The organism is Paraburkholderia sp. GAS33, from assembly GCF_050436645.1.
In the GTDB taxonomy this organism is placed as follows: domain Bacteria; phylum Pseudomonadota; class Gammaproteobacteria; order Burkholderiales; family Burkholderiaceae; genus Paraburkholderia; species Paraburkholderia phenazinium_B.
Genome location: NZ_JBNDMP010000011.1, coordinates 222,045 through 245,189, shown reverse-complemented (window position 1 = coordinate 245,189; position 23,145 = coordinate 222,045). Strand labels below are relative to the sequence as shown.

Here is a 23,145-nt window from a genome sequence, read left to right as displayed (position 1 = left end):
GATGAACGCCCAACCAGGGTCTGCCAACGTAATCGAAGTGGAGCGCGTGCTCGGCGAAACGCATCACCCGGCATTTCAGTTGATGTTGCTCGTGTTGTGCGGCTTGTGTCTCGTGATCGACGGTTTTGACGCGCAGGCGATGGGCTATGTGGCGCCGAGCGTGATTGGCGAATGGCACGTGTCGAAGGCGGCGCTCGGCCCGGTGTTCAGTGCGAGCCTGTTCGGGATGCTGCTAGGGGCGCTAGCGCTGTCGGTGCTGGCTGACCGCATTGGAAGGCGGCCAGTGCTGATTGGCGCGACGCTGTTCTTCGCATTGGCGATGCTGGCGACACCACTCGTGACGACGATCCCCGCCTTGCTTGCGCTGCGCTTCGTCACGGGCCTCGGGCTCGGCTGCATCATGCCGAACGCGATGGCGCTGGTCGGCGAATTCTCGAGCACCGCGCACCGCGTCAAACGGATGATGCTGGTGTCGTGTGGCTTCACGCTTGGCGCGGCGCTGGGCGGCTTCATCAGCGCGGCGTTGATCCCGACGTACGGCTGGCGTGCGGTGTTCTGGGTAGGCGGCACGGTGCCGTTGCTGCTTGCCTTCGCGATGCTGGCGGCGTTGCCGGAATCGCTGCAATTTCTGGTGCTCAAGGGCCGTCACGAACGCGCCCTGCGCTGGCTCAGCCGGTTCGATCCGAGTCTGCCCATCGGCGCTGACACGCGCCTCGTCGTGCGCGAAAAGGCCGCGAGCGGCGCGCCCGTTGCGGAACTGTTTCGCGCCGGCCGCACGCCGGTGACGCTGATCCTGTGGGCCATCAGCTTCATGAACCTGATCGATCTGTACTTCCTGTCGAACTGGTTGCCTACCGTCATGCACGAGGCCGGCTATACGCCTGCCACAGCGGTGATCGTCGGGACCGTGCTGCAGACCGGGGGCGTGGTGGGGACGCTACTGCTCGGCTGGTTTATCGAACGCTTTGGCTTTGTACGCGTGCTGTTCGTCTGTTTTGTCGCTGCCACTTTGACGGTCGGCATGATCGGCATGGTCGCTCATGCGCTGCCGTGGCTGCTGGTCGTGGTGTTCGCCGGCGGCTTCTGCGTGGTCGGCGGCCAGCCTGCCGTCAATGCGCTCGCCGGGCATTTCTACCCGACCTCGTTACGCTCGACGGGCATCGGCTGGAGTCTGGGCATCGGACGAATCGGCTCGGTGATCGGGCCGCTCGTCGGCGGTCAACTGATTGCGCTTAACTGGTCCAACGCTGCGCTGTTTCATGCGGCCGCCGTGCCGGTGCTGTGCTCGGCGTTACTGGTAATTGCCTTGGCCGGTGCGACGCGGCAACGCGATGGCGCAGCGGCGCAAGCGTTCTAAAGACAAGCCGAAGAGGGCATCAACGTGGCCTGATAAAGGCAAGTGCGATCTGGAAGCGGTCTAAAAGCGGCTTGCGGCTTGCCACAGGCCGGAGTTTTAACGGAGAACCTGCATGAACAACCCCACATACAAGCCTTCGAACGTGACTCTCGGCGGTCACGCGAGCGGGCACGCCGGCCAGCGGGTCGACCACAGCGCGCGCCCTGACATCGTGCCGGGCTATCAATCGGGCTTTGCCAACGAGTTCGCCACCGAAGCGCTGCCGGGAGCGTTACCGCAAGGCCGCAATTCGCCGCAGCGGGCGCCCTACGGTTTGTACGCCGAGCAACTGTCGGGCACGGCCTTTACCGCGCCTCGTAGCCACAACCGTCGCTCGTGGCTGTACCGGATCCGTCCGGCGGCGGTGCATCAGCCCTTTACCGCGCTGCCTTCGCACCGTCTGGTCGCGAACTTCCACGACGTGCCGCCGACCCCGCCCAACCAGTTGCGCTGGGATCCGCTGCCAATGCCTGCCGAGCCGACCGATTTCACCGACGGCTGGGTGACGATGGCCGGCAACGGCTCGGCCGAAGCGATGAGCGGCTGCGCGATTCATCTGTATGCGGCCAACCGTTCGATGCAGGACCGCTTCTTCTATAGCGCCGACGGCGAGCTGCTGATCGTGCCGCAGGAAGGGCGTCTGCACATCGCAACGGAGCTGGGGCTGATCGACGTCGAACCATTCGAGATCGCTGTAATCCCGCGTGGTGTGCGCTTTGCTGTTTCGCTGCCGGACGGCACAGCGCGCGGCTATATCTGCGAGAACTTCGGCTCCTTGTTGCGTCTGCCGGATCTGGGGCCGATCGGTTCGAACGGTCTCGCCAACCCGCGCGACTTTCTCACACCGCAAGCGGCATATGAAGATCGCGAAGGCGCCTTCGAACTCGTGGCGAAGCTCAACGGCAACCTGTGGCGTGCGGACATCGGCCACTCGCCGCTCGACGTGGTCGCGTGGCACGGCAACTACGCGCCGTACAAATACGATCTGCGCCGCTTCAACACGATCGGCTCGATCAGCTTCGATCATCCCGATCCGTCGATCTTCCTCGTGCTGCATTCACCGAGCGATACGCCCGGCGTCGACACGATCGACTTCGTGATTTTCCCGCCCCGCTGGCTCGCTGCGGAAGATACCTTCCGCCCACCCTGGTTCCATCGCAATGTGGCGAGCGAATTCATGGGGCTGGTGCACGGCGTCTATGACGCAAAGGCCGAGGGCTTTGTGCCGGGCGGCGCGAGTCTGCACAACTGCATGTCGGGTCATGGTCCGGATGCGGATACCTTCGAGAAAGCTTCGCATAGCGACACCTCGAAGCCGCATAGGGTTGGCGACACGATGGCTTTCATGTTCGAAACCCGCACGCTGATCAAGCCGACTCGTTTCGCGCTGGAAACGGCGCAACTGCAGGCGCATTACTACGAGTGCTGGCAAGGTCTCAAGAAACACTTCAACCCGGAGCAGCGATGAAGGTATCGAGCGATCTTCAGGCGACGCTCGATGCGTCGCGCAAAAGCTGGATCGAAGCGGCGAACGAGCCCGCGTGCGACTTCCCGATCCAGAATCTGCCGTTTGGGATTTTCAGCGACGCGCACGAGGGCGCGCCGCGCGCGGGTGTGGCGATTGGCGACACGATTGTCGACCTGGCGGTGCTGCAAGCGGCAGGTTTGCTGCGTCTGCCGGGTGCGGCAGCAAGTCAGGACGTTTTCTCTCGCGACACGCTTAACGATTTCATTGCCCTCGGCCGCGACGCGTGGCGCAGCGTGCGGATCCAGTTGAGCAGCCTGCTCGCCCGCGAGACCGCTACGCTGCGCGACGACGCTGGCTTGCGCGAACGAGCGCTGGTGCCGCAGGCCGACGCCACGCTGCATCTGCCGGTACAGATTCCTGGCTACACCGATTTCTACTCGTCGAAGGAGCATGCGACCAACGTCGGTTCGATGTTCCGTGATCCTAAGAATGCGTTGCTGCCGAACTGGTTGGAAATGCCGATCGGCTACAACGGGCGCGCTTCATCGGTGGTGGTGAGCGGCACGCCGGTACGGCGTCCGAACGGTCAGCTCAAGCTGCCCGACCAGGAGCGCCCGGTATTCGGTGCGTGCCGCAAGCTGGATATCGAACTGGAAACCGGCTTTATCGTCGGTCGCGGCAATACGCTTGGCGAGCCGATTGCGTGTGCCGACGCGGAGGACCACATCTTCGGCATGGTGCTGCTCAACGACTGGAGCGCACGCGACATCCAGCAATGGGAATACGTGCCGCTCGGACCGTTCAACGCCAAGACTTTCGCCACGACCATTTCGCCATGGATCGTCACGCTCGACGCGCTTGAGCCGTTCCGCGTTTCACAACCGATGCAGGAACCTCAACCGCTGGAGTATCTGCGGCATGACGGTGCGCACGCGTTCGATATTGCGCTCGAAGTCACGCTACGTCCTCAGCAGGCGCAACAGGCGACCACCATCTCGCGCACCAATTTCCGTCACATGTACTGGACGATGGCGCAGCAACTGGCGCACCACACCGTATCCGGCTGCAACGCGCGGGTGGGCGACCTGATGGGCTCGGGCACGATCAGCGGACCGGCCGAAGACGCGTATGGCAGCCTGCTGGAGCTGACGTGGAACGGCAAGAATCCACTAGAGCTGAAAGAAGGCGGCAGCCGTGCGTTCATCGAGGACGGCGACGAACTGACGCTCGCAGGATGGTGCCAGGGCGATGGTTACCGGGTGGGTTTCGGCAAGTGCGTCGGGGAAATTCTGCCGGCGCACACGCACAAGTAGAAGCAGGAAGCGCGCTGCGGGTTAACCGGCCACCGCAGCAGGCGGCGTACGCCGCTCCAGCGAAGCCGACCACAGCGTCAACCCGAGCGCGCCGACCGCAGCGGCGACGCCGACCCACGGCAGCGTGGTCAATGGCGCGCCCGCGCCAATCGCCATGCCGCCGAGCCATGCGCCGGTGGCATTGCCCAGATTGAAGGCACCCTGATTCAGCGTGGAAGCGAGGTTCGGCGCATGACTCGCACGATCGACAATCAGCATCTGCAGCGGCGGCACGATTGCAAAGGCGAGCACACCCCACATGAAGATCGTGGCCATCGCGGGCACGGCCGAGTGCATCGTGCCGGCGAAGATCGTCAGGATCACTACGATGGCGAGCAGGAACGCCACCAGCGAAGGCATCAGGCGCCAGTCGGCGAGCTTGCCGCCGAGCGTGCTGCCCACCGTCAGCCCGAGGCCAAACAACAGCAGCACCAGCGTGACGGCATGCGGCGTCAAACCGGTGACGTCTTCGAGGATCGGTGTGATGTAGGTGAAGGTGGAAAAGAGGCTTGTCGAGGCCAGCACGCTGATGCCCAGCACCATCACCACTTGGGGGTTTTTCAACACGCTGAACTCGCGCAGAAGGCTCGCCTTCTGCATCTCGATCTTTGCGGGCAGGCACACGGCCAACGCTGCGGCGGCCAGCATGCCGATGACGGTTACAGCCCAGAACGTGGCCCGCCAGCCGACGGCCTGACCTAGCGCGGTGCCAAGCGGCACGCCGAGCACGTTGGCGAGCGTAAGACCGGTGAACATCAGGGCAATCGCCTGGGCCCGCCGGTTCGGCGCCACCAGGCCGGCTGCGACCACCGAGCCGATCCCGAAGAAGGCGCCATGGCAAAACGCCGTCACGATGCGCGCGACCATCAGGACACCGTAGTTGGGCGCCATGGCACATAGCAGGTTGCCGACGATGAACACGCCGATCAGGCTCATCAGGGCTTTTTTGCGCGGCATATTGGCGACCGCGATGGCGACGATCGGGGCGCCGATCGTCACGCCGAGCGCATAGGCCGACACCAGCATGCCGGCTGCGGGGATCGAGACGGCGAGGTCGCGTGCCACGTCGGGCAGCAAGCCCATGATGACGAATTCCGTGGTACCGATTCCAAACGCGGCAACAGCAAGGGCGAGCAGAGGCAAAGGCATGATGTGGAGATCGGTACGAAGGCTGCGCATTCCACGCATTGCCGGCGCGCGTTTTCGAAGTGAGAGCGCGAGCGCAGGCAGGGCAAACAAGTAAGGGATTGTACCTAAGCCAAAACGGCGTAGGTGGGGCGCGATCAAGTTGTTGTTTTTCGTTGAAGGCGTTGCCCCGCAGGGCTGCCGGCGAGGTTAGCCGCCGCCGGGTTCAAGTGCGTCGCCATGTCGTCCGGCGCCCTCGGCAAAGCGCAGCGCGCCTGCTACTCCCTCCGCGAATACCGCTTGATATCCTCCCTCGCCCTCGCGGCGGAAGGCCTCGGACAGATCGTCGAGGGCGCTGCTTTCGAGAGCCGAGCAACGGTCCGCCAACAATGCGGCCTGGGGAAGTGTCGCCAGTTCTGCGGCAAGCTTTTCGGCAGCGGTGCGCGCGGTGCCGGTTGCCACTACCCGATTCGCGAGCCCGAACGCCAGCGCTTCCTGCGACCCGACTGCGCGCCCCGTCAGGATCAGATCCAGCGCGCGCGACAAGCCAATCAGCCGCGGCAGCCGGATCGTGCCACCGTCGATCAGCGGAATGCCGACCCGTCTGCAGAAGACGCCTAGCACCGCATCCTCTTCGACCACCCGCAGGTCGCACATGGCCGCGAGTTCGAGGCCGCCCGCGACGGCGTACCCGGCAATCGCGGCGATCACGGGCTTGGTGAATACCATGCGGGTCGGACCCATCGGCCCGGGACCGCTGCCGTCGGCGTGCAGTTCGTTGCGACGGGTCTCGTCGCCGAGCGCGGTGAGGTCGGCACCCGCGCAGAAGGTGCCGCCCGCGCCGAACAGGACCGCCGCCCGCCACGCCGACTCGGCTTCGAAACGCTCGAACGCCGCTCGCAACGCGTCCGCAGTCGGACGGTCCACCGCGTTGCGGCGCGCGGGCCGCTCGAGCACGATCGTGGCAACCGCATCGTTTGCTTCGATCCGCACGTGGTCGCCGAAGTGTTCTGAAGTCATCGCCGTCTCCACTGTTATTCGTCTTCGCCACATACGCCATATACGCCACATGCTGACTGATTAATGCAGGGCGTTGTCACATATACTTCACAGGGCACCCGTAGCGTAAGCGCTTTTTTAGCGTGCCGCGTGCTGGTGCACCGGCCCATTGAGTCTGCACCTGTTATTGTCCATGTCATCACCCACGCCGACTCTCGAATCCTCCATGGCGGAACCTATCTGGATCGTTCCGCTGTCTGAACATGCGTGGTACGACCACGTCCGTCTCAAGCGTGTGTTCGTCGCCGACGGCACCCGTCACCAGGTGGTGCTCGTCGATGCGCGCAAGCTGCTCGAATGCGCCGATCGCGACAATACCGACTACGTGCTGAAACCCGTCAACGAATGGCACACCGGTAAGGTGCGTGGCATTCGCGAGTTTCTCGATCCCGCCAATCCGCGCATCCCGCAGATGCCATATGTGACCATCTCGAAGCGCCGCGCGCCGGGCCTGATGGGTTGGCTCGGACTCGAGCACGAGGGGGTGGTGGCGTTCCGCAATGGCCAGCATCGCGCGCGCTATCTGGCCGAAGCGGGCGCACGCTGGTTTCCGGTAGAAGTCCATGAGCGCGAAGTCGCGTTGCTGCGTGAAGTATGCGGCGCCGCGGACGACGCGCGCACGGCGGTTCGCACTGCGATGGATGGGCGAGGGCGCTAGCCGCGCGCCTGCACCATGTTGCGCGGCGTACCGGCGAGCCATGCGGCCACGTTGCCGAGTGTCGTCTGCGCGATCTCGTTCATCGCCTCGCGGGTGAAGAACGCCTGGTGAGCCGTGACGATCACGTTCGGGAACATCAGGAGGCGCGCCAGCACGTCGTCCTGCAGCGGCCGGTTGGAATGGTCCTCGAAGAACAGGCCGCCTTCTTCCTCGTAGACGTCGAGCCCCAGGTTGCCGAGCTGGCCGCTCTTGAGCGCGCCGACCAGCGCATTGCTTTCGACGAGGCCGCCCCGGCCCGTGTTGATCAGCATCGAGCCGCGCTTCATTTTGGCCAGCGCGCTATCGTCGATCAGATGGTAAGTGTCTGGCACCAGCGGACAGTGCAGGCTGACGACATCGCTTTCGGCAAGCAGCGTATCGAGTGGCACATAGCGCGCGCCAAGCGCCAGCAGGTCCTCTGCCGGCGTGCCGGGGTCGTATGCGAGGATCTGCATGCCGAAGCCGGCCATGATGCGCCCGAACACCCGGCCGATCATGCCGGTGCCGACCACGCCGACCGTCTTGCCATGCAGGTCGAAACCGAGCAACCCATGCAGCGAAAAGTCGCCTTCGCGGGTTCGCGCTGCGGCGCGCGGCAGGCGCCTGTTGAGGGCGAGAATCAGCCCCACCGCGTGTTCGGCGACGGCATACGGCGAATAGGCTGGTACGCGCACCACGGTGATGCCCAGGCGTTCAGCCGCAGCCAGGTCGACGTGATTGAAGCCCGCCGAGCGCAGTGCGATCAGGCGCGTGCCGCCGGCATGCAGCCGCTCCAGAACCGCTGCGTCGGCACAGTCGTTGACGAACGGGCAGACCACCTCGAAGCCGTCTGCCAGCACGGCGGTTTCCGCGTCGAGATGCGACTCCTGAAAGTGCAGATCGTAGCCATGCGCGGTGTTCGCTTCGCGAAATGTCTCGCTGTCGTACTGACGGCTACTGAACAGGATCATGCGCATGGGAGCCTCCACCGACGGGATGCCGATAGTTTAAGCCCCCCGCGGCGCATGCAGACCGGTGCGCATTTCTTTCGCCATGGGTGGTGGCGTCTGTGCTGGCGGTTCCGGCATGGATACGCCATTCGTGTCCGGCATGCGTGAGGCGTCGACGGCGGCGTCCGCAATACCTGCGATGTCTGCGGCGTCGGATGCGTCCCACGGGCCTGCCGCCACACGGCTGAAATGCTCGAGCGTATGCTCCACGAACGAGCGTGTCCTCGCCGGCAGGAACTGCCGGTTCGGATACACGATCGACACCTTGAGGTCGGGATCGTCCACGCGATGATCCGCCATGATTCGCTTCAAGGTACCGGCGGCGAGATCGTCGGCCACCATCTGCCATGGCAGAATCGCAATGCCCATACCGGCCAGCACCCCAAGCCGCACCATCTGCGCGTTGTTGACGGAATACACCGGTTGAAGTGTGACCTCTTCGGTGCGATGCGAAGGCCCACTGAAATGCCAGGTGATGCTGCCTTGCTCCGATGGCAGCGCGACAAACGCTTGCAATGCCAGTTGTTCGGGCAGTTGCGGCTCGCCGTGCTCGGCGAGATACGCAGGCGCCGCGCAGACCACCAGCGAATGCGTGCCGATTGGCCGTTCGACCAGATCGTGGCTTGGTGCCGTGAAGCCGGTGACGATACCGACGTCGTACCCATCTTCAATCAGGTCGACGCGCCGGTCGGTCAGCGTGAGCCGCACCTTGATCTTCGGATACAGCCTGCGAAAGCTGTCGAGCAAGGGTGTCAGCGAAAGCAGCGAGAGCGCACCGGAAGCGACGAGGCGCAACGTACCGCCAGGCTCGGCCTGGGTATCGCCCAATGCGGTTTCCAGACGGTCCAGTTCTTCCAGCAGCCCACGGCATCCTTCGAGGTAACGCGTGCCGGCCTCGGTCAGGGCGACATTGCGGGTGGTCCGATTGATGAGCCGGGTTTTCAGATGAGCTTCGAGCGTGGCGATGGCGCGCGTGACCAGCGCGTTCGACACCTCGAGTTGCTGGGCGGCGCGGCGAAAGCTCTCAGTCTCGGCCACCCTGACGAAAACGCGCATTGCATGAATCTGGTTCATTGAAAACCGCCCTCGTGTATTTGTTGGAAGGCCACGTTATGAGCCACGTAGCGGCATGCGGGCCAATTCGGAATCGCCCGGGATCCTGGTCTTGCGTCTTCTGTTGAAAATAATATTGACTATTTCAAAAAATTACAATATTTATTGATAAGGCATGCTGAATTTGGAAGTGTGTACATTCCGCCACCTGTCTGTAATGAATTAGGGATTGGCGGAATTATTCTGAATTAGTCAAACAATTCGACGGTGCAATCATGCCCATAACCTTTGCATAAGGTGTTGGGCCACTTCACGAGGCAATCGATGCGTGTCGTCAATATGAGCTGTACTGCACGTCTTCACCGCACTGCCGCATGACGGCGTTAAACGTCTTCATGGCCCGTCATGAAGGTGCAATAAAACCTGAATCGAATGGTGGATGTTGCGCCCCTTTGATGCAGTAGCTCGTCCTAGCTCAAAAATATCCCGAAATGGGCTTTTGAGAATTTCAAGGCTATTTTTTCTCATAAATATTCTGAATTCACCGTAAAGAGACGAACCGGAACATGATCGGCGAATTGCTCAGGTCGCAACCGGAAATCGCGTTGTTCGCGAGCCTTGCGCTCGGATATTTCATTGGCTCATTCAAGATCGGACCCATTCAGCTTGGCGGTGTCTGCGGTACGTTGATCGTGGCGCTACTGTTGGGTCAAACCGGCGCCCGCCTCGCGCCCGATCTGAAAAATATCGCTTTTGCATTGTTCATCTTCGCGCTGGGCTTCACCGGCGGTCCGCAGTTTTTCGCCAACATCGGACGTGGCTGGCGCTATGGACTGCTGTCGATAGTCGAAATCGTTTCCGTGCTGATCCTCTTCATGGTCGCGGTGTTCGCGCTGCGTCTCGATGCGGGTACCGCCGCCGGGTTGCTGGCGGGCGCCGCTACGGAGTCGGCAGTGATCGGCACGGCTTCCGAGGCGATCTCCAAACTTGGGCTTGCCGACGCCGAAACGGCGCGTCTGCAGGCCAACATCGTGACCGCCTATAGCGTCAGCTACCTGTTTGGCCTGATCACAATCGTGCTGTTTACGAGCCAGTTTGCGCCGCTGCTGCTGCGCGTCAATTTGCGCGAAGAAGCGGAACGCGTGTGGCACAAGCTCGGCGGTGACGGTGCGCTAGACGAAGGACAACGGATGGGTGCGCCTGCTTTGGTGGGGCGGGCGTTTCGCGTCGGTCCCGCAGCGGGATTGTCGATCGGGCTGCTCGAACAGCGTTACGGTTCCAATCTGACAGTCGAACAGGTCGACCGGAACGGCGCGAGTGTGCCCATCGCCCCTGGCGTGCTGCTGGCAGCCGACGATCTCGTGCTGGTGGCCGGCCGCCGCGAGGCGCTGGTCGCGGCGGCTGCGGCAATCGGCACGGAGGTCGCCGATGCGCGCTTTGGCGCGCTGCCGGTCGAGCGCGTGGACGTGGTGTTGACGCGGAGCGAGGTGCACGGTCAAAGCGTTGCCCAACTGCGCGAACAGGCGGGACCGGAGCAAGGGCGAGGTGTCTACATCGCCGCGGTAACACGTCTCGAAACGCGGATTCCTGCCCTACCCGGTACCGAACTGAACCGCGGTGACGTGCTGACCCTGGTTGGCGCGAAGGCGGATGTGGCGCGCGGTGCGCGTCAGCTCGGCTATGTGCTGCCGCCTACCCAGAAAACGGATTTCGTCTATCTCGGACTGGGCGTGCTGGCCGGCATGGCGATCGGACATCTGGGCGGCCGGATCGGCGGTGTTTCGGTCGCATTGGGTACAGGAGGCGGCTGCCTGCTGTCCGGTTTGCTGTTCGGCTGGATCCGCTCGCGCTATCCGCTGATCGGCTCGTTGCCGTCCGCCGCCGCGCAGATCCTGAAGGACTTCGGTCTTGCCACCTTTATTGCTGCGGTCGGTCTTTCAGCTGGGCCGGATGCGATCAAGCTGGTTCGCGAATACGGCGTCGCGTTGCCGTTCGTAGGGATCCTGATGGTGCTGATTCCTGGGCTGCTGTCGCTGTGGATCGGTCGCATGTTTCTCAAACTGGATGCCCCCATGTTGCTCGGTGCGATTGCCGGGCAGCAGTGCAGCACGCCGGCCATCAGCGCGCTGGTCGGCGTCACCGGTAATTCGACGCCGGTGATCGGCTACACGATCACCTACGCACTTTCCAACATTCTGCTGCCGTTGATGGGGCCGGTGGTCGTCGGCCTTGCGGGCAAGTTCGGATAAGCACAGTGACAGCAATCGCAGCACAGACGCCGCGCGTGGAACAGATGCCGCGCGGTGCACGAAAGCGCATCGCACGAATGCGCGGTGTATGACGCGCGGGGCAGGTTTGGCGCATGGCTAGCGCAATCAAGGGCGCAGATGGGAGTGCCGCAACGCTGACTTCCATCGGCCATCACACCGGGCAGTCCGGTCAATATTTATTGCGAGGGCAAGATGGACTGGCTACACAACATCTTTCATAAGTCACCTGAGATCGCGTTGTTTCTTTCCCTGGCAGTGGGCTACTACATCGGCCAGATCAATTTCGGCAAGTTCCAGTTGGGCGGTGTGGGCGGTTCGCTGCTTGCCGCGGTGGTGATCAGTCAGGCCGGGGTCACGATCGACAATGGGGTGAAGTCCGTGATGTTCGCCGTGTTCATTTATGCGGTCGGCTACGACTCCGGACCGGGCTTCTTCAACTCGCTCAATCGCAAGACGCTGCGCGAGATCGCGATGGCGATTTTCCTGGCCGTATCGGCGCTGATCACGGTCATTGTGTGTGCGAAGCTTTTTCACCTCAACAAGGGGCTCGCGGCAGGGCTCGCGGGCGGTGCGTTGACCCAGTCGGCCATCATCGGCACAGCGGGTGACGCGATCGCGCGGCTTGATTTACCGCTCGATCAGATCAAGTCGCTGCAATCCGACGTGGCAATTGCCTATGCCGTTACCTATGTGTTCGGCTCGTTGGGGGCGATCATCGTCTGCGTGAATATCTTGCCGAAGTTCATGGGGCAGGGCTTGCGCGAGGCGTCGATCGAGGCCGAAAAGGAGTTGGCGGGCAATGCGTCGACACAGGCAGCCGGTCAACTGTCGGCGTTGCCGGAGGTCGTGGGACGCGCGTACCGGGTGGGAACCGGCGCGGGTCGCAAGGTCTCCGAGATCGAACTGGCGCAGAAAGACATGATTACGATCGAGCGCATCCGCCGTGGCGGCAAGGCGCTCGAGCCGGCTCCGGATCTCGTGCTCGAAGCGGATGACGTGGTGCTGGTAGTAGGGCGTCGCGAAGGCGTGGTCGGCCTGTGGAATCTGATCGGCGACGAACTCGCGGAAACCGATGGCGTCAGCATCGTGATGCAGACCCGTCAGGGCGTGTTCACACGCAAGGGCATGAATCACACCACGATCGCGGAAGTGCGCCAGAACGTGGATCGCGATCTGCGTCACGGCGTGTATATCGAGGGCGCGACGCGTGCCGGCCAGCCGCTGCCCATCCTGCCGGAAACCAGGCTTGAACACGGCGACGTGATCACGTTCTACGGCTCGCCGAAAGACACCAAACGCGCGGTCGATGCTGCCGGCTACGAACTGCCGTACAGCAACAAGACTGACTTTATCTACATGGGCGTGGGCCTCGTACTCGGTTTGCTGATTGGTCTGGTTGTGCTCGATGTGGGCGGCATTCCGCTGACGCTTGGCTCGGGTGGCGGTTGCCTGCTGGCCGGCCTGCTGTTCGGCTGGATGCGCGGCAAGCATCCGATGTACGGCGTGCTGCCCTCGGCCGCCTCGCAATTGCTGAAGGACTTTGGCCTTGCCGCGTTCGTCGCGGTCGTGGGCCTGAACTCCGGTTTGCAGGCAGTGGTCACGGTCAAGCAGAGCGGCATGACGATCTTCCTGCTCGGCGTGTTCGTCACGCTATTCCCGCTGCTGCTGACGATGCTGTTCGGCCGCTACGTGCTCGGTTACCGGAACGCCGCGATTCTGGCCGGTGCACTGTCCGGCTCGCGCAGTGCGAACCCCGCGTTCGGCGGTGTGCTCGACAAGGCGGAGAGCGCCGTGCCCACCGTGCCGTTCGCCATCACTTATGCGATCGCCAATGTGGCGCTGACCCTGCTTGGGCCGCTTGTCGTGGGTCTCGTCTGACGCTGGCTCACTCTCACAAGGTTCGATCAAGGCTTGATTCGCAACCCTTAATTCCTTCACGCCGGCGCTGCCGCAGGAGCGCGCCCGCCGGCGCATCCCACCCTTGAATGGAGAATGCATCATGGCAAAAGGCAAAGGCGAAACCGAACAGGACAAGCTGGCAGCACTCAGCCCGTTCGAACTGAAGGATGAACTGATCAAGGCCGCCGGCGGCGGCGCGGTCGAGCGTCCCGCAAACGTCTCGATGCTCAATGCCGGCCGCGGCAACCCGAACTTTCTGGCAACCATTCCGCGCCACGGCTTCTGGCAACTCGGTCTCTTTGCGATGCGCGAGTCGGAGCGCTCGTTCGCGTATATGCCCGAGGGTGTGGGCGGCTTTCCGCGCCGCGAAGGACTGACCGAGCGTTTCGATCTGTTCCTGCGCGAAAACAAAGGTGTGCCAGGGATCGATTTTCTGAGAGGCGCGGTTTCGTATGTGCGCGATCAACTCGGTCTTTCCGCTGGGGATTTCCTGTACGAAATGTGCGAAGGCATCCTTGCCTCGAACTATCCGGTGCCGGACCGCATGCTGAAGCTCTCCGAGGTGATTGTCGGCCAGTACCTGCGGCGCGAGATGGTCGGCAAGCATCCGTTTGTCGGCGAGTTCGACATTTTCGCGGTGGAGGGCGGCACCGCGGCGATGACGTACATCTTCAACACGATGCGCGAAAACCACCTGATCAAGGCTGGGGACACCATCGCGCTCGGCATGCCGATCTTCACGCCGTACATCGAGATTCCGCGTCTGAACGACTACCAGCTCAATGTCGTGAATCTCGAGGCTACGGTGGAAAGCGGCTGGCAATATTCGAACAAGGAACTCGACAAGCTGCGTGATCCGAAGGTGAAGGCGTTCTTCCTCGTCAATCCGAGCAATCCACCTTCGGTGAAGATCAGTGACGAGAGCCTTCAATACATCGCCGAGATCGTCAAGGAACGCCCGGACCTGATCCTGCTCACCGACGATGTCTACGGCACCTTCGCCGACGACTTCGTGTCGCTGTTTGCGCTGGCGCCGAAAAACACGATCCTCGTGTACTCGTACTCGAAATACTTTGGGGCGACCGGCTGGCGTCTCGGCACGATCGCGACGCATCGCGACAATGTGCTCGACAGACTGCTCGCAGAATTGCCGAAGGACGTGAAGAAGGAACTGCATACGCGCTACGAATCGATCACGACCGAGCCGGACAAGCTCAAGTTCATCGACCGGCTGGTGGCCGACAGCCGCACCGTCGCGCTGAATCACACGGCCGGTCTGTCGACGCCGCAGCAGGTGCAGATGGTGCTGTTCTCGCTGTTCTCGTTGATGGATACGCCGGACGCGTACAAGAACGCGCTGAAGCGCCTGATCCGCAGCCGCAAGGAGGCGCTGTACGAAGAGGTCGGCATCTCGTTCAAGGACGACGATCCGAACCAGGTCGACTACTACACGATTCTCGATATCGAGTTCCTCGGGGAACGGATGTTCGGGCGCAAATTCGTGGAGTGGCTGCTCAAGAATACCGAGCCGAGCGAGCTGCTGTTCCGGCTCGCGCGCGAGGCGCGGGTGGTGCTCCTGCCGGGTAAGGGCTTCGGCACGCAGCATCCGTCGGGGCGGGTGTCGCTCGCGAACCTCAACGAGTCGGACTATCGCCAGATCGGCCGGGCGATGCGCAGGCTGATCGAGGAGTATGTCGAACGGTACAACAAGGACACGGGCGGCAAGCTCGACAAACATGCGGTGAAATAAGCACAAGCGCGGGCAATCCCCCCGTGCTGGCGGGCGACTAGCACTGTCAAAAAACTTGCACAATCGCCCGGATCGGTTAATGATCGTCGTTCAGGATGTGAGCGGCCTCGCCAGCGTCAAGATTGGCGAGGCCGTTTGCATCTGGGCAGCCTGACGTGTTCATGCGTCGCTTCACGATCATGAGCGCGTTCAGCCTCTGCCGCACTTTGAAATCCTCCGTACCGATCAGATCATGCCGACCACATCTTCCACGCCCGTCCCCTGTCCCGACGTCGAATCGCTCGACGCCATCCTCCCCGAAGAACCGTTGCTGATGATGGGCGCCGGCCCTGTGCCGATTCCCGCTGCCGTCGCCAAGGCCAATACGGTGGTGATCAATCACCTCGGCAGCACGATGGTGAAGGTGATCGGGCAGGTGAAGACCATGGCGCGCTACGTGTTCCAGACGCATTCGAAGTGGGTGCTGGGTGTGGCGGGTCCGGGCTCGGCCGCGATGGAAATGGCTATCTCGAACCTGGCCTGGACTGGCACGCGCGTACTCAGTATCAAGAATGGCTTTTTCAGCGAACGGATGGCGGAGATGGGCCGGCGCGTCGGCGCCGAGGTATCGATGCTCGACGTAGCGGACCGCACGGTCGCGAGTCTCGATCAGGTCGCCGAAGCGATCCGCCGCGAGCGGCCCGAGATCGTCACGATCGTGCAGGGCGAGACCTCCAACACGGTCGTGAATCACCATCTTAAGGACATCGCCGCGCTGGCGAAGGCGGCCGGTGCGCTGGTGATCGTCGACGCCGTCTGCACGCTCAGCACCATGCCGCTCGAGATGGACGCGTGGGGCATCGACGCGGTGATTACTGGTGGGCAAAAAGGGCTTTCGTCGATTCCGGGCGTCTCGCTGATTGCTTTCTCGGACGCGGCGTGGGCGCGCGTGAAGGGTCGCAAGGCGCCGAACGCCCACTGGTGCCTCGATGCCTCGCTCGCGGAAAACTTCTGGCACAACGCTGGCTATCACTACACCGCGCCGGTCTCGGGCGTGCTGGCCTTGCATGAGGCGCTGCGTTTGGTGTGCGCAGAGACGCTTGAGAAGCGGTTTGCGCGACATCTGAAGTGTTCGGTGGCGCTGCAGGAAGGCATTACGGCGCTGGGTTTGCAACTCTATGCGCCGCAGGAATGCCGTCTGAATTCCGTGGTCGGCATCGAGGTGCCCGGTACCTTGAGTCCGGCGGATATCTGCGGCCACATCTCGCGTCAGCATCAGGTGGAAATCTCCGGCTCATTCGGCTTACCGATTGTGCGGATCGGGCAGATGGGCGAGCAATGCCGCGAGCACAATCTCTTCCGCACGTTGCATGCGCTCGGCCGCACGGTGCTGGATCTGGGCGTCGCGGTCGATTTGCCGGCGGGCGTAGCGGCGTTGGAGAAGTCGCTGTCCGGCGGCGCACGCGGCGCGGCGGCGCGTTAGATCACCTCAATGTGCGGGCGGGCTGGCGAGTTGCCCGCTTTTGCGCGTCAGATCGCCGCAGATGGCGTTAGCTTTTTTGGAATAGAGCCTCAAACTGCGACTGCAGGTCACGTGCCAGGTTTGCGTTTCCTTACTATTATTACAACTGAACGATGACGCAAATCAAGGCTAACAGGGCAACAGTGATTTCTCATGTGAGGTGTCACGCCCCGCCTGTAAAGGGGGTACCAAATGAGCAAGACCATCCATCACGAACGTCTCGCGTTACTGGAGACTATCGCCACCGAAGTACTCGGCATCGACACGCTTGAGCAGACCGGAAAGTTGACGAAGGATCTGCATGTCATCCATATCGAGGACCTCGCCCATGTGCTCGAGGCTGCCTACGATGCAGGACTAGTGGTCGGGCATCGCGTAGCCCGCGGCGGCGACGCCGATCCGCAAACATCGCAAGAAGTTTTCTTTCCTTGAACGCCTGAACCGCAGCAGGCTTGCCCCAAACGGGGCTAAGCCTGTCAGTCAGGTCGCAGCGGGCGCGTTCGGTACGCGGGCGTTTCGCAGATACAGCATGGTCGACAGCGCCACGGCTGCAGCCGCGGCCACCGCGGCAAACAGGAACACCGAGCCGTAGCCAAATTCACCCGCAATGTACCCGGCGAGCGGTCCGGTGATCCCCAGCGACAGGTCGAGGAACACCGAGTAAGCGGACAACGCCGCGCCGCGGCTAGCCGGCGGCACGAGGCCCACGGCTTCGACGCCCAGCGCCGGAAACACGAGCGCAAAACCAAAACCGGTCAGAGCGGCCCCAGCCAGCGCGAAATGGGGCTCGGGCGCGAGCCACAGCATCAGCAGGCCAACGCATTCGAACGAGAACGACGCAATCGCCACCCGAAAGCCGCCATACGTCTTGATGGTATTGGCGAACAAGAGGCGTGCGCCGATGAAAAGCGTGCCGAACACGGTCAGTGACAACGCCGCATTCGGCCAATGCCGCGCCGCATAGAACAGTGTGATGAAGGTTGCGATCGAACCGAAGCCGGCCGAGCCGAGCGCGAGCCCGATCCCATGCGGCAGCACGCGCATGAACACGCTGCGGTACGACATCCGTTCGCCGTGCACGACCGGTACGGGTGCGATCAGCCGCGCCAGATAGTAGCCAAGCGCAGCCAGCGCGATGACCACGATACCGAGCGCCGTATAGCCGACCGTATGCGCAATCGCCACGCCGAGCGGCGCGCCGATGGCCAGCGCTCCGTAGGTAGCGATGCCGTTCCACGAGATCACGCGGGCGTTGTGCGACACGCCGACTCGCCCGATCCCCCACAGAATCGCCCCCGTCCCGCACAGGCTTTCGCCGAAGCCGAGTACCAATCGGCTCAGCACCAGCAGCGCCAGGCTCACCCCGGGCCAGCGGCCACACAGCACGGCGAGCAGCAGCATGATGCCGCTCGTGCCGCAGCCGATCAGTCCGATTGCCACGGTCCGCTTCGGGCCGAGCGTGTCGGCAGAGCGGCCGGCGAGTGCGCGCGAGGCGAGCGTGGCCAGGTACTGCACGCTGATCGCCGCCCCGGCGATGATCGCGCTAAAACCGAGGTCATCGTGGACGTAGCCAGGTAGCACCGCCAGCGGAATCCCGATGGTCAGGTAGCAAATAAACGTGAAAAAGACGACCGGAATGATCTGCAGAGTGGTCGCAAATTCGCTGCGCGATGTGGCTGTGTCGGCGGACATGGGGAAAACGAGACTTGAAAACGGCGGAAAGCCGTGATTTTCCCATGGAACCGATTCCGTTGCAGGATTTGCTTAATATTTTTCGCGTCAAAAATACGGCGGCGGGTCGATATAGAGGTGCGATTTGGGCGGCTGGCGGGCGGTCAGGCCCGATCTGAGAAATGGCGATATGGCTGAAATAACGTATTGAGCATGAAAATACGGCGATCAACCATGCTAGATATAAGTCCGATTCGCTCAAAACCTGTCTCCTTATCGTCCAAACGATATGTCCCGCATGTGCTCCTCGCTATGGGTTGCAGATATTGACGGTGATAGCGTTCGAATCATCAATGCAGCACTGTCCCCGCGGACATAGAACAATCCCCGAGTAAGAGACATGACCCAGCCGATCCGCTTCTACCACCGCAACGCGATCCGTGAGATCACGAACGCTCCCGTCACCCGCACTGTGCTTCAGTACCTGCGCGAAGATGCGCACTGCACCGGCACCAAGGAAGGGTGCGCCGAAGGCGACTGCGGCGCGTGCACGGTCGTGGTCGGCGAGCGCGACGAAGCCGGCGGTGTCAACTTCAAGGCAGTCAACGCCTGTATCCAGTTCTTGCCCACGCTCGACGGCAAGGCGCTCTTCACGGTCGAAGACCTGCGCCAGCCGGACGGGTCGCTCCATCCGGTGCAGGAAGCGATGGTCGAATGCCACGGCTCGCAGTGCGGCTTCTGCACGCCGGGTTTCGTGATGTCGATGTGGTCGCTGTACGAAAAGCACGGCCACGAACACAGCTGCGCCAACAAGACGGTGCCCTCGCGCGATGACATCAGCAACGCGCTGACCGGCAACCTGTGCCGCTGCACCGGCTACCGGCCGATCGTCGACGCAGCCGTGCGCATGTTCGAAGCTCCCGCGCCGAAGGCGCCGGTCGACGTCGCCGCGCTGTCGGCCAAACTCGCCACGCTCAAGCGCGGTGAGACGTTCCATTACGAATTCGCCGGCCAGCAGTTCGACGCGCCACGCACCGTCGAAGCGCTCGCGCAGATCAAGGCCGCGCAACCGGCGACGCGCATCCTCGCCGGCAGCACCGACATCGGTCTTTGGGTCACCAAGCTGATGCGCGAACTGGGCAATATCGTCTACGTCGGCCAGATCGAAGCGCTGCGCCGCATCGAGGTGTCAAACGACTGGATCGAGATCGGCGCGGGTGTGAGCGTCGAAACCGCGTACGCTGAACTCGCGAAGCACTATCCAGAGCTCACGGAAATGTGGAAGCGCTTCGCCTCGCTGCCGATCCGCAACGCGGGCACGCTCGGCGGCAACATTGCAAACGGCTCGCCGATCGGCGATTCGATGCCCGGTCTGATCGCGCTGGGTGCCCACGTGGTGGTGCGCGGCGGCGAGATTGAGCGCGAGATGCCGCTCGAAGATCTGTACCTCGCGTACCAGAAGAAGGACATGGCCGAGCATGAGTTCGTGGTCGGCCTGAAGGTGCCGACCCGCACCGGCGTGCGCCAGAACCTGCAGTTCCGTACCTACAAGCTCTCCAAACGTTTCGACTCCGACATCTCGGCGGTGTGCGCCGCGTTCTCGTTTATCGCGGATGGCGATACGATCCGCGAGCCGCGCATTGCGTTCGGCGGCATGGCCGCGACCTCGAAGCGTGCGACCCACGCCGAAGCAGTGCTGCGCGACGCCGAATGGCACGAGGCCACCGCGCAGGCAGCGATGATCGCGCTCGGCAACGACTACGCGCCGCTCTCCGACATGCGCGCCACCAGCAACTACCGCCTCGACGCGGCGAAGAACACGCTTTACCGCTTCTGGCTCGAAACCCGTCCGAATAACCCGCTGCCCAGGTCCGCGCTCGACGTGCGCGCGGTCCTTGCAGCCGGCGCGAACGCCTGAACCCGTCCTACGGATACGGAGAACGACTCGAATGAATCAGCAAGCAGAACCGTTCCTGAAAGACATTCAGGACCTCGACAATTTCGCCCAGGTGCATGTCTCGCGCCCGCATGAATCCGCGCATCTGCACGTGAGTGGCCGCGCCACCTATACCGACGACATCCCTGTGCTGGCCGGCACGCTGCATGCCGCGCTCGGCCTTTCGCCGAAAGCGCATGCGAAGATCGTCTCGATGTCGCTCGACAAGGTGCGCGCCACGCCGGGCGTGGTCGCTGTCTTCACGGCCGAAGATATCCCCGGCGTCAACGACGTGGGCCCGATCATCCACGGCGACGATCCGATTCTCGCTGATGGCGTGGTGCAGTATGTCGGCCAGCCGATGTTTATCGTGGTTGCGGTTTCGCACGATGTGGCCCGCCTCGCCGCACGCCGCGCCGAGGTTGTCTACGAAGAGTTGCCGGCGGTTCTCACCGCGCAGCAGGCGCGCGCCGCCAATCAATATGTGCTGCCGCCGATGAAGCTGGCGCGCGGCGAAGCCGGTGCGAAGATCGCACGTGCTGCGCACCATGACGCGGGCGAGATGCTGCTCGGCGGTCAGGAACAGTTCTATCTGGAAGGCCAGATTTCGTACGCAGTGCCGAAGGACGACGACGGCATGCACGTCTACTGTTCGACGCAGCACCCCACCGAAATGCAGCACCTGGTGGCGCACGCGCTGCACGTGCCGTCGCACAACGTGCTGATCGAATGCCGCCGGATGGGCGGCGGTTTCGGCGGCAAGGAATCGCAATCCGGCCTGTTCGCCTGCTGCGCGGCGATTGCCGCGTGGAAGCTGCTGTGCCCGGTCAAGCTGCGTCCGGACCGCGACGACGACATGATGGTCACCGGCAAGCGCCACGACTTCCACTACACCTACGAAGTCGGCTACGACGACAAGGGTGTAATCGAAGGCGTGACGGTCGACATGACCTCACGCTGCGGTTTCTCCGCTGACCTGTCCGGCCCGGTGATGACGCGCGCGCTGTGCCACTTCGACAACGCCTACTGGCTGTCCGATGTGACGATCGACGGTTTCTGCGGCAAGACCAACACGCAGTCGAACACGGCGTTCCGTGGCTTCGGCGGTCCGCAGGGCGCGTTTGCGATCGAATACATCATGGACAACGTCGCGCGTTCGCTGGGCGAGGATTCTCTCGATGTGCGCCGCCGCAATCTGTACGGCAAGACTGAGCGTAACCAGACGCCGTATGGCCAGGTGGTCGAAGACAACGTGATTCACGAACTGATCGACGAACTCGAAGCCACCAGCGACTACCGTGCGCGCCGCGCCGAGATCCGCGAGTTCAATGCCAACAACGAAGTGCTGAAGAAGGGCCTGGCGCTCACGCCGGTGAAGTTCGGCATTGCGTTCAACGTGACGCACTTCAACCAGGCCGGCGCGCTGGTGCATATCTACACGGACGGCTCGGTGCTGGTGAATCACGGCGGCACGGAGATGGGGCAGGGCCTCAACACGAAGGTCGCGCAGGTGGTCGCGCATGAACTCGGCATCAGCTTTAACCGCGTGCGCGTCACGGCGACCGACACCAGCAAGGTGGCGAACACGTCGGCTACGGCCGCTTCGACCGGCTCCGATCTGAACGGCAAGGCTGCTCAGGACGCTGCTCGCCAGTTGCGCGAGCGCCTGGCTGCGTTTGCCGCCGAGCGTTTCGGCGCCGGCGAGGTGAGCGCGGCGAGCGTGCGCTTTGGCCATGACCGCGTGAAGGTGGGCGACGCCGTGCTGCCGTTCGAAGAGATCATCGCGAAGGCCTACCTGGCCCGGGTGCAGCTCTGGTCGGACGGCTTCTACGCGACGCCGAAGCTGTACTGGGATCAGTCGAAGCTGCAGGGCCGCCCGTTCTACTACTACTCGTACGGCGCCGCGGTTTCGGAAGTCGTGATCGACACGCTCACTGGCGAAATGCGTGTGCTGCGCGCCGACGCGCTGCATGACGTGGGGGCTTCGCTGAATCCGGCGCTCGACGTCGGTCAGGTGGAAGGCGCCTTCATCCAGGGCATGGGCTGGCTGACGACGGAAGAGCTCTGGTGGAACCCAGGTGGCAAGCTGATGACGCACGCACCGTCCACGTACAAGATTCCCACGGTGAACGACACGCCGCCCATCTTTGACGTGAGGCTCTTCAAGAACCGGAATGTGGAGGACAGCATTCACCGTTCGAAGGCAACCGGCGAGCCGCCGTTGTTGCTGCCGTTCTCCGTGTTCTTCGCAGTCCGTGACGCCGTGGCGGCTGTGGGTGACTACAAGGTCAATCCGCAGCTCAACGCGCCTGCGACGAGCGAAGAGATCCTCAAGGCAGTCGTCGCCGTGCGCGCAGCAACAGCTGCCGCGCCCGCGGTACGACAATAAGCGGAGCTAACGGGAATGCTTGCGATCAACGCACCTTCTTTCATTCAGATCGGCCGTCGCAGCAGCCATGCTGCGACGCGCCGGGCGCCGATGCATATCGTGCTGTTCGGCGCCGGCCATGTTGGGCATGCGCTGATCACGCTGCTGGGAAACCTGCCGTGCGTCGTGCAGTGGGTGGACGAGCGCGACGAGCTGTTTCCCGATGAAGTGCCCGCCAATGTGCAGGTGGAGGCGACCGACTCGCCTGATGCGATCGTCGACAGCGCGCCCGCCGGCGCCTACTTCCTCGTGATGACGCACAATCACGCGCTCGATTTCTCGCTCGCTGCACGCATCATGCGGCGGCGCGATTTCACCTACTTCGGGATGATTGGCTCGAAGACCAAACGGGTAAAATTCGAGCGGCGTTTGATCGAGCGTGGCGTCGATCCGGAACGAATGGGGGCGATGACCTGCCCGATCGGCGTGGCTGGAATTGTCGACAAGGCGCCGACCTCGATCGCGATTGCAGTATGCGCGGAGCTGTTGCAGGTGCGTTCAAGCGAAACAGCGCGCGTGCCACGCGAACTCTGCGTCAGCGTCTGAACCCT

Annotated in this window: 17 protein-coding genes; 12 read left to right on the top strand and 5 right to left on the bottom strand. The window is 62.9% G+C overall.

Going from position 1 to position 23,145, the window contains the following annotated elements:
- Position 1 precedes the first annotated feature (1 nt).
- From P3T24_RS29475 to fahA, 3 genes are all read left to right on the top strand, one after another.
- Positions 2-1,357, top strand: coding sequence for an MFS transporter (locus tag P3T24_RS29475; protein WP_074265778.1), 1,356 nt, complete (start codon positions 2-4; stop codon positions 1,355-1,357).
- 112 nt (positions 1,358-1,469) lie between these two features.
- Complete coding sequence (hmgA, locus tag P3T24_RS29470) at positions 1,470-2,864, top strand: homogentisate 1,2-dioxygenase (RefSeq protein ID WP_429440181.1); 1,395 nt, start codon at positions 1,470-1,472, stop codon at positions 2,862-2,864.
- Positions 2,861-4,177, top strand: coding sequence for a fumarylacetoacetase (gene fahA / locus P3T24_RS29465; RefSeq protein ID WP_429440179.1), 1,317 nt, complete (start codon positions 2,861-2,863; stop codon positions 4,175-4,177). Before hmgA ends, fahA begins: the two co-directional genes overlap by 4 nt.
- A gap of 21 nt (positions 4,178-4,198) precedes the next feature.
- On the opposite strand, the gene P3T24_RS29460 is transcribed toward fahA, so the two are convergent.
- On the bottom strand, positions 4,199-5,365 hold the full coding sequence (locus P3T24_RS29460) for an MFS transporter (protein ID WP_429286529.1): 1,167 nt from the start codon (positions 5,363-5,365) through the stop codon (positions 4,199-4,201).
- Positions 5,366-5,551: 186 nt separating this feature from the next.
- On the bottom strand, positions 5,552-6,361 hold the full coding sequence (locus tag P3T24_RS29455) for a crotonase/enoyl-CoA hydratase family protein (protein WP_429440177.1): 810 nt from the start codon (positions 6,359-6,361) through the stop codon (positions 5,552-5,554).
- A gap of 205 nt (positions 6,362-6,566) precedes the next feature.
- Here P3T24_RS29455 and P3T24_RS29450 point away from each other — a divergent pair, with 205 nt between their 5' ends.
- On the top strand, positions 6,567-7,058 hold the full coding sequence (locus P3T24_RS29450) for a plasmid fertility inhibition factor family protein (RefSeq protein ID WP_367946958.1): 492 nt from the start codon (positions 6,567-6,569) through the stop codon (positions 7,056-7,058).
- Here the strand turns inward: P3T24_RS29450 and P3T24_RS29445 are convergent.
- Positions 7,055-8,053, bottom strand: a complete 999-nt coding sequence (locus P3T24_RS29445; RefSeq protein WP_429440176.1) for a 2-hydroxyacid dehydrogenase — start codon at positions 8,051-8,053, stop codon at positions 7,055-7,057. The genes P3T24_RS29450 and P3T24_RS29445 overlap by 4 nt on opposite strands.
- Positions 8,054-8,083: 30 nt before the next feature.
- Positions 8,084-9,160, bottom strand: coding sequence for a LysR family transcriptional regulator (locus P3T24_RS29440; RefSeq protein WP_429440174.1), 1,077 nt, complete (start codon positions 9,158-9,160; stop codon positions 8,084-8,086).
- A gap of 545 nt (positions 9,161-9,705) precedes the next feature.
- Between P3T24_RS29440 and aspT (P3T24_RS29435) the strand changes: the two genes are divergently transcribed.
- The 5 genes from aspT (P3T24_RS29435) to P3T24_RS29415 all read left to right on the top strand — a co-directional run bounded on the left by aspT (P3T24_RS29435) (position 9,706) and on the right by P3T24_RS29415 (position 16,991).
- A complete protein-coding gene (gene aspT / locus P3T24_RS29435; protein ID WP_429440172.1) occupies positions 9,706-11,388 on the top strand; it encodes an aspartate-alanine antiporter in 1,683 nt (560 codons plus the stop codon).
- A gap of 213 nt (positions 11,389-11,601) precedes the next feature.
- Positions 11,602-13,287, top strand: coding sequence for an aspartate-alanine antiporter (gene aspT, locus P3T24_RS29430; RefSeq protein WP_429440171.1), 1,686 nt, complete (start codon positions 11,602-11,604; stop codon positions 13,285-13,287).
- A 121-nt stretch (positions 13,288-13,408) separates the two neighbouring features.
- On the top strand, positions 13,409-15,058 hold the full coding sequence (locus P3T24_RS29425) for a bifunctional aspartate transaminase/aspartate 4-decarboxylase (RefSeq protein ID WP_429411185.1): 1,650 nt from the start codon (positions 13,409-13,411) through the stop codon (positions 15,056-15,058).
- A 232-nt stretch (positions 15,059-15,290) separates the two neighbouring features.
- Positions 15,291-16,520, top strand: coding sequence for a pyridoxal-phosphate-dependent aminotransferase family protein (locus P3T24_RS29420; protein ID WP_074265769.1), 1,230 nt, complete (start codon positions 15,291-15,293; stop codon positions 16,518-16,520).
- Between the two features lie 231 nt (positions 16,521-16,751).
- Positions 16,752-16,991: a DUF6900 domain-containing protein gene (locus P3T24_RS29415; RefSeq protein WP_074265768.1), complete on the top strand. Its 240-nt coding sequence runs from the start codon at positions 16,752-16,754 to the stop codon at positions 16,989-16,991.
- Between the two features lie 48 nt (positions 16,992-17,039).
- Here the strand turns inward: P3T24_RS29415 and P3T24_RS29410 are convergent, their stop codons facing one another.
- The gene (locus tag P3T24_RS29410) at positions 17,040-18,251 is read right to left on the bottom strand and encodes an MFS transporter (protein WP_429286522.1); all 1,212 of its coding nucleotides are present in this window, start codon (positions 18,249-18,251) and stop codon (positions 17,040-17,042) included.
- Between the two features lie 379 nt (positions 18,252-18,630).
- On the opposite strand from P3T24_RS29410, the gene xdhA reads away from it, so the two are divergent.
- The 3 genes from xdhA to xdhC are packed head-to-tail and all read left to right on the top strand — an operon-like array spanning position 18,631 to position 23,140.
- On the top strand, positions 18,631-20,148 hold the full coding sequence (gene xdhA, locus P3T24_RS29405) for a xanthine dehydrogenase small subunit (RefSeq protein WP_429440169.1): 1,518 nt from the start codon (positions 18,631-18,633) through the stop codon (positions 20,146-20,148).
- A 31-nt stretch (positions 20,149-20,179) separates the two neighbouring features.
- On the top strand, positions 20,180-22,555 hold the full coding sequence (gene xdhB / locus P3T24_RS29400) for a xanthine dehydrogenase molybdopterin binding subunit (RefSeq protein ID WP_429440167.1): 2,376 nt from the start codon (positions 20,180-20,182) through the stop codon (positions 22,553-22,555).
- 15 nt (positions 22,556-22,570) lie between these two features.
- Entirely contained in the window at positions 22,571-23,140 is a 570-nt protein-coding gene (gene xdhC / locus P3T24_RS29395) for a xanthine dehydrogenase accessory protein XdhC (RefSeq protein WP_429440165.1), read from the top strand.
- Positions 23,141-23,145 lie beyond the last annotated feature (5 nt).

Coding starts and splice junctions, on each gene's coding strand:
- fahA (WP_429440179.1), top strand. CDS start 2,861: ATGAAGGTATCGAGCGATCTTCAGGCGACGCTCGATGCGTCGCGCAAA.
- aspT (WP_429440171.1), top strand. CDS start 11,602: ATGGACTGGCTACACAACATCTTTCATAAGTCACCTGAGATCGCGTTG.
- xdhA (WP_429440169.1), top strand. CDS start 18,631: ATGACCCAGCCGATCCGCTTCTACCACCGCAACGCGATCCGTGAGATC.
- P3T24_RS29440 (WP_429440174.1), bottom strand. CDS start 9,160: ATGAACCAGATTCATGCAATGCGCGTTTTCGTCAGGGTGGCCGAGACT.
- P3T24_RS29475 (WP_074265778.1), top strand. CDS start 2: ATGAACGCCCAACCAGGGTCTGCCAACGTAATCGAAGTGGAGCGCGTG.
- P3T24_RS29420 (WP_074265769.1), top strand. CDS start 15,291: ATGCCGACCACATCTTCCACGCCCGTCCCCTGTCCCGACGTCGAATCG.
- P3T24_RS29450 (WP_367946958.1), top strand. CDS start 6,567: ATGGCGGAACCTATCTGGATCGTTCCGCTGTCTGAACATGCGTGGTAC.
- hmgA (WP_429440181.1), top strand. CDS start 1,470: ATGAACAACCCCACATACAAGCCTTCGAACGTGACTCTCGGCGGTCAC.
- xdhC (WP_429440165.1), top strand. CDS start 22,571: ATGCTTGCGATCAACGCACCTTCTTTCATTCAGATCGGCCGTCGCAGC.
- xdhB (WP_429440167.1), top strand. CDS start 20,180: ATGAATCAGCAAGCAGAACCGTTCCTGAAAGACATTCAGGACCTCGAC.
- P3T24_RS29460 (WP_429286529.1), bottom strand. CDS start 5,365: ATGCCTTTGCCTCTGCTCGCCCTTGCTGTTGCCGCGTTTGGAATCGGT.
- P3T24_RS29445 (WP_429440176.1), bottom strand. CDS start 8,053: ATGCGCATGATCCTGTTCAGTAGCCGTCAGTACGACAGCGAGACATTT.
- aspT (WP_429440172.1), top strand. CDS start 9,706: ATGATCGGCGAATTGCTCAGGTCGCAACCGGAAATCGCGTTGTTCGCG.
- P3T24_RS29415 (WP_074265768.1), top strand. CDS start 16,752: ATGAGCAAGACCATCCATCACGAACGTCTCGCGTTACTGGAGACTATC.
- P3T24_RS29410 (WP_429286522.1), bottom strand. CDS start 18,251: ATGTCCGCCGACACAGCCACATCGCGCAGCGAATTTGCGACCACTCTG.
- P3T24_RS29425 (WP_429411185.1), top strand. CDS start 13,409: ATGGCAAAAGGCAAAGGCGAAACCGAACAGGACAAGCTGGCAGCACTC.
- P3T24_RS29455 (WP_429440177.1), bottom strand. CDS start 6,361: ATGACTTCAGAACACTTCGGCGACCACGTGCGGATCGAAGCAAACGAT.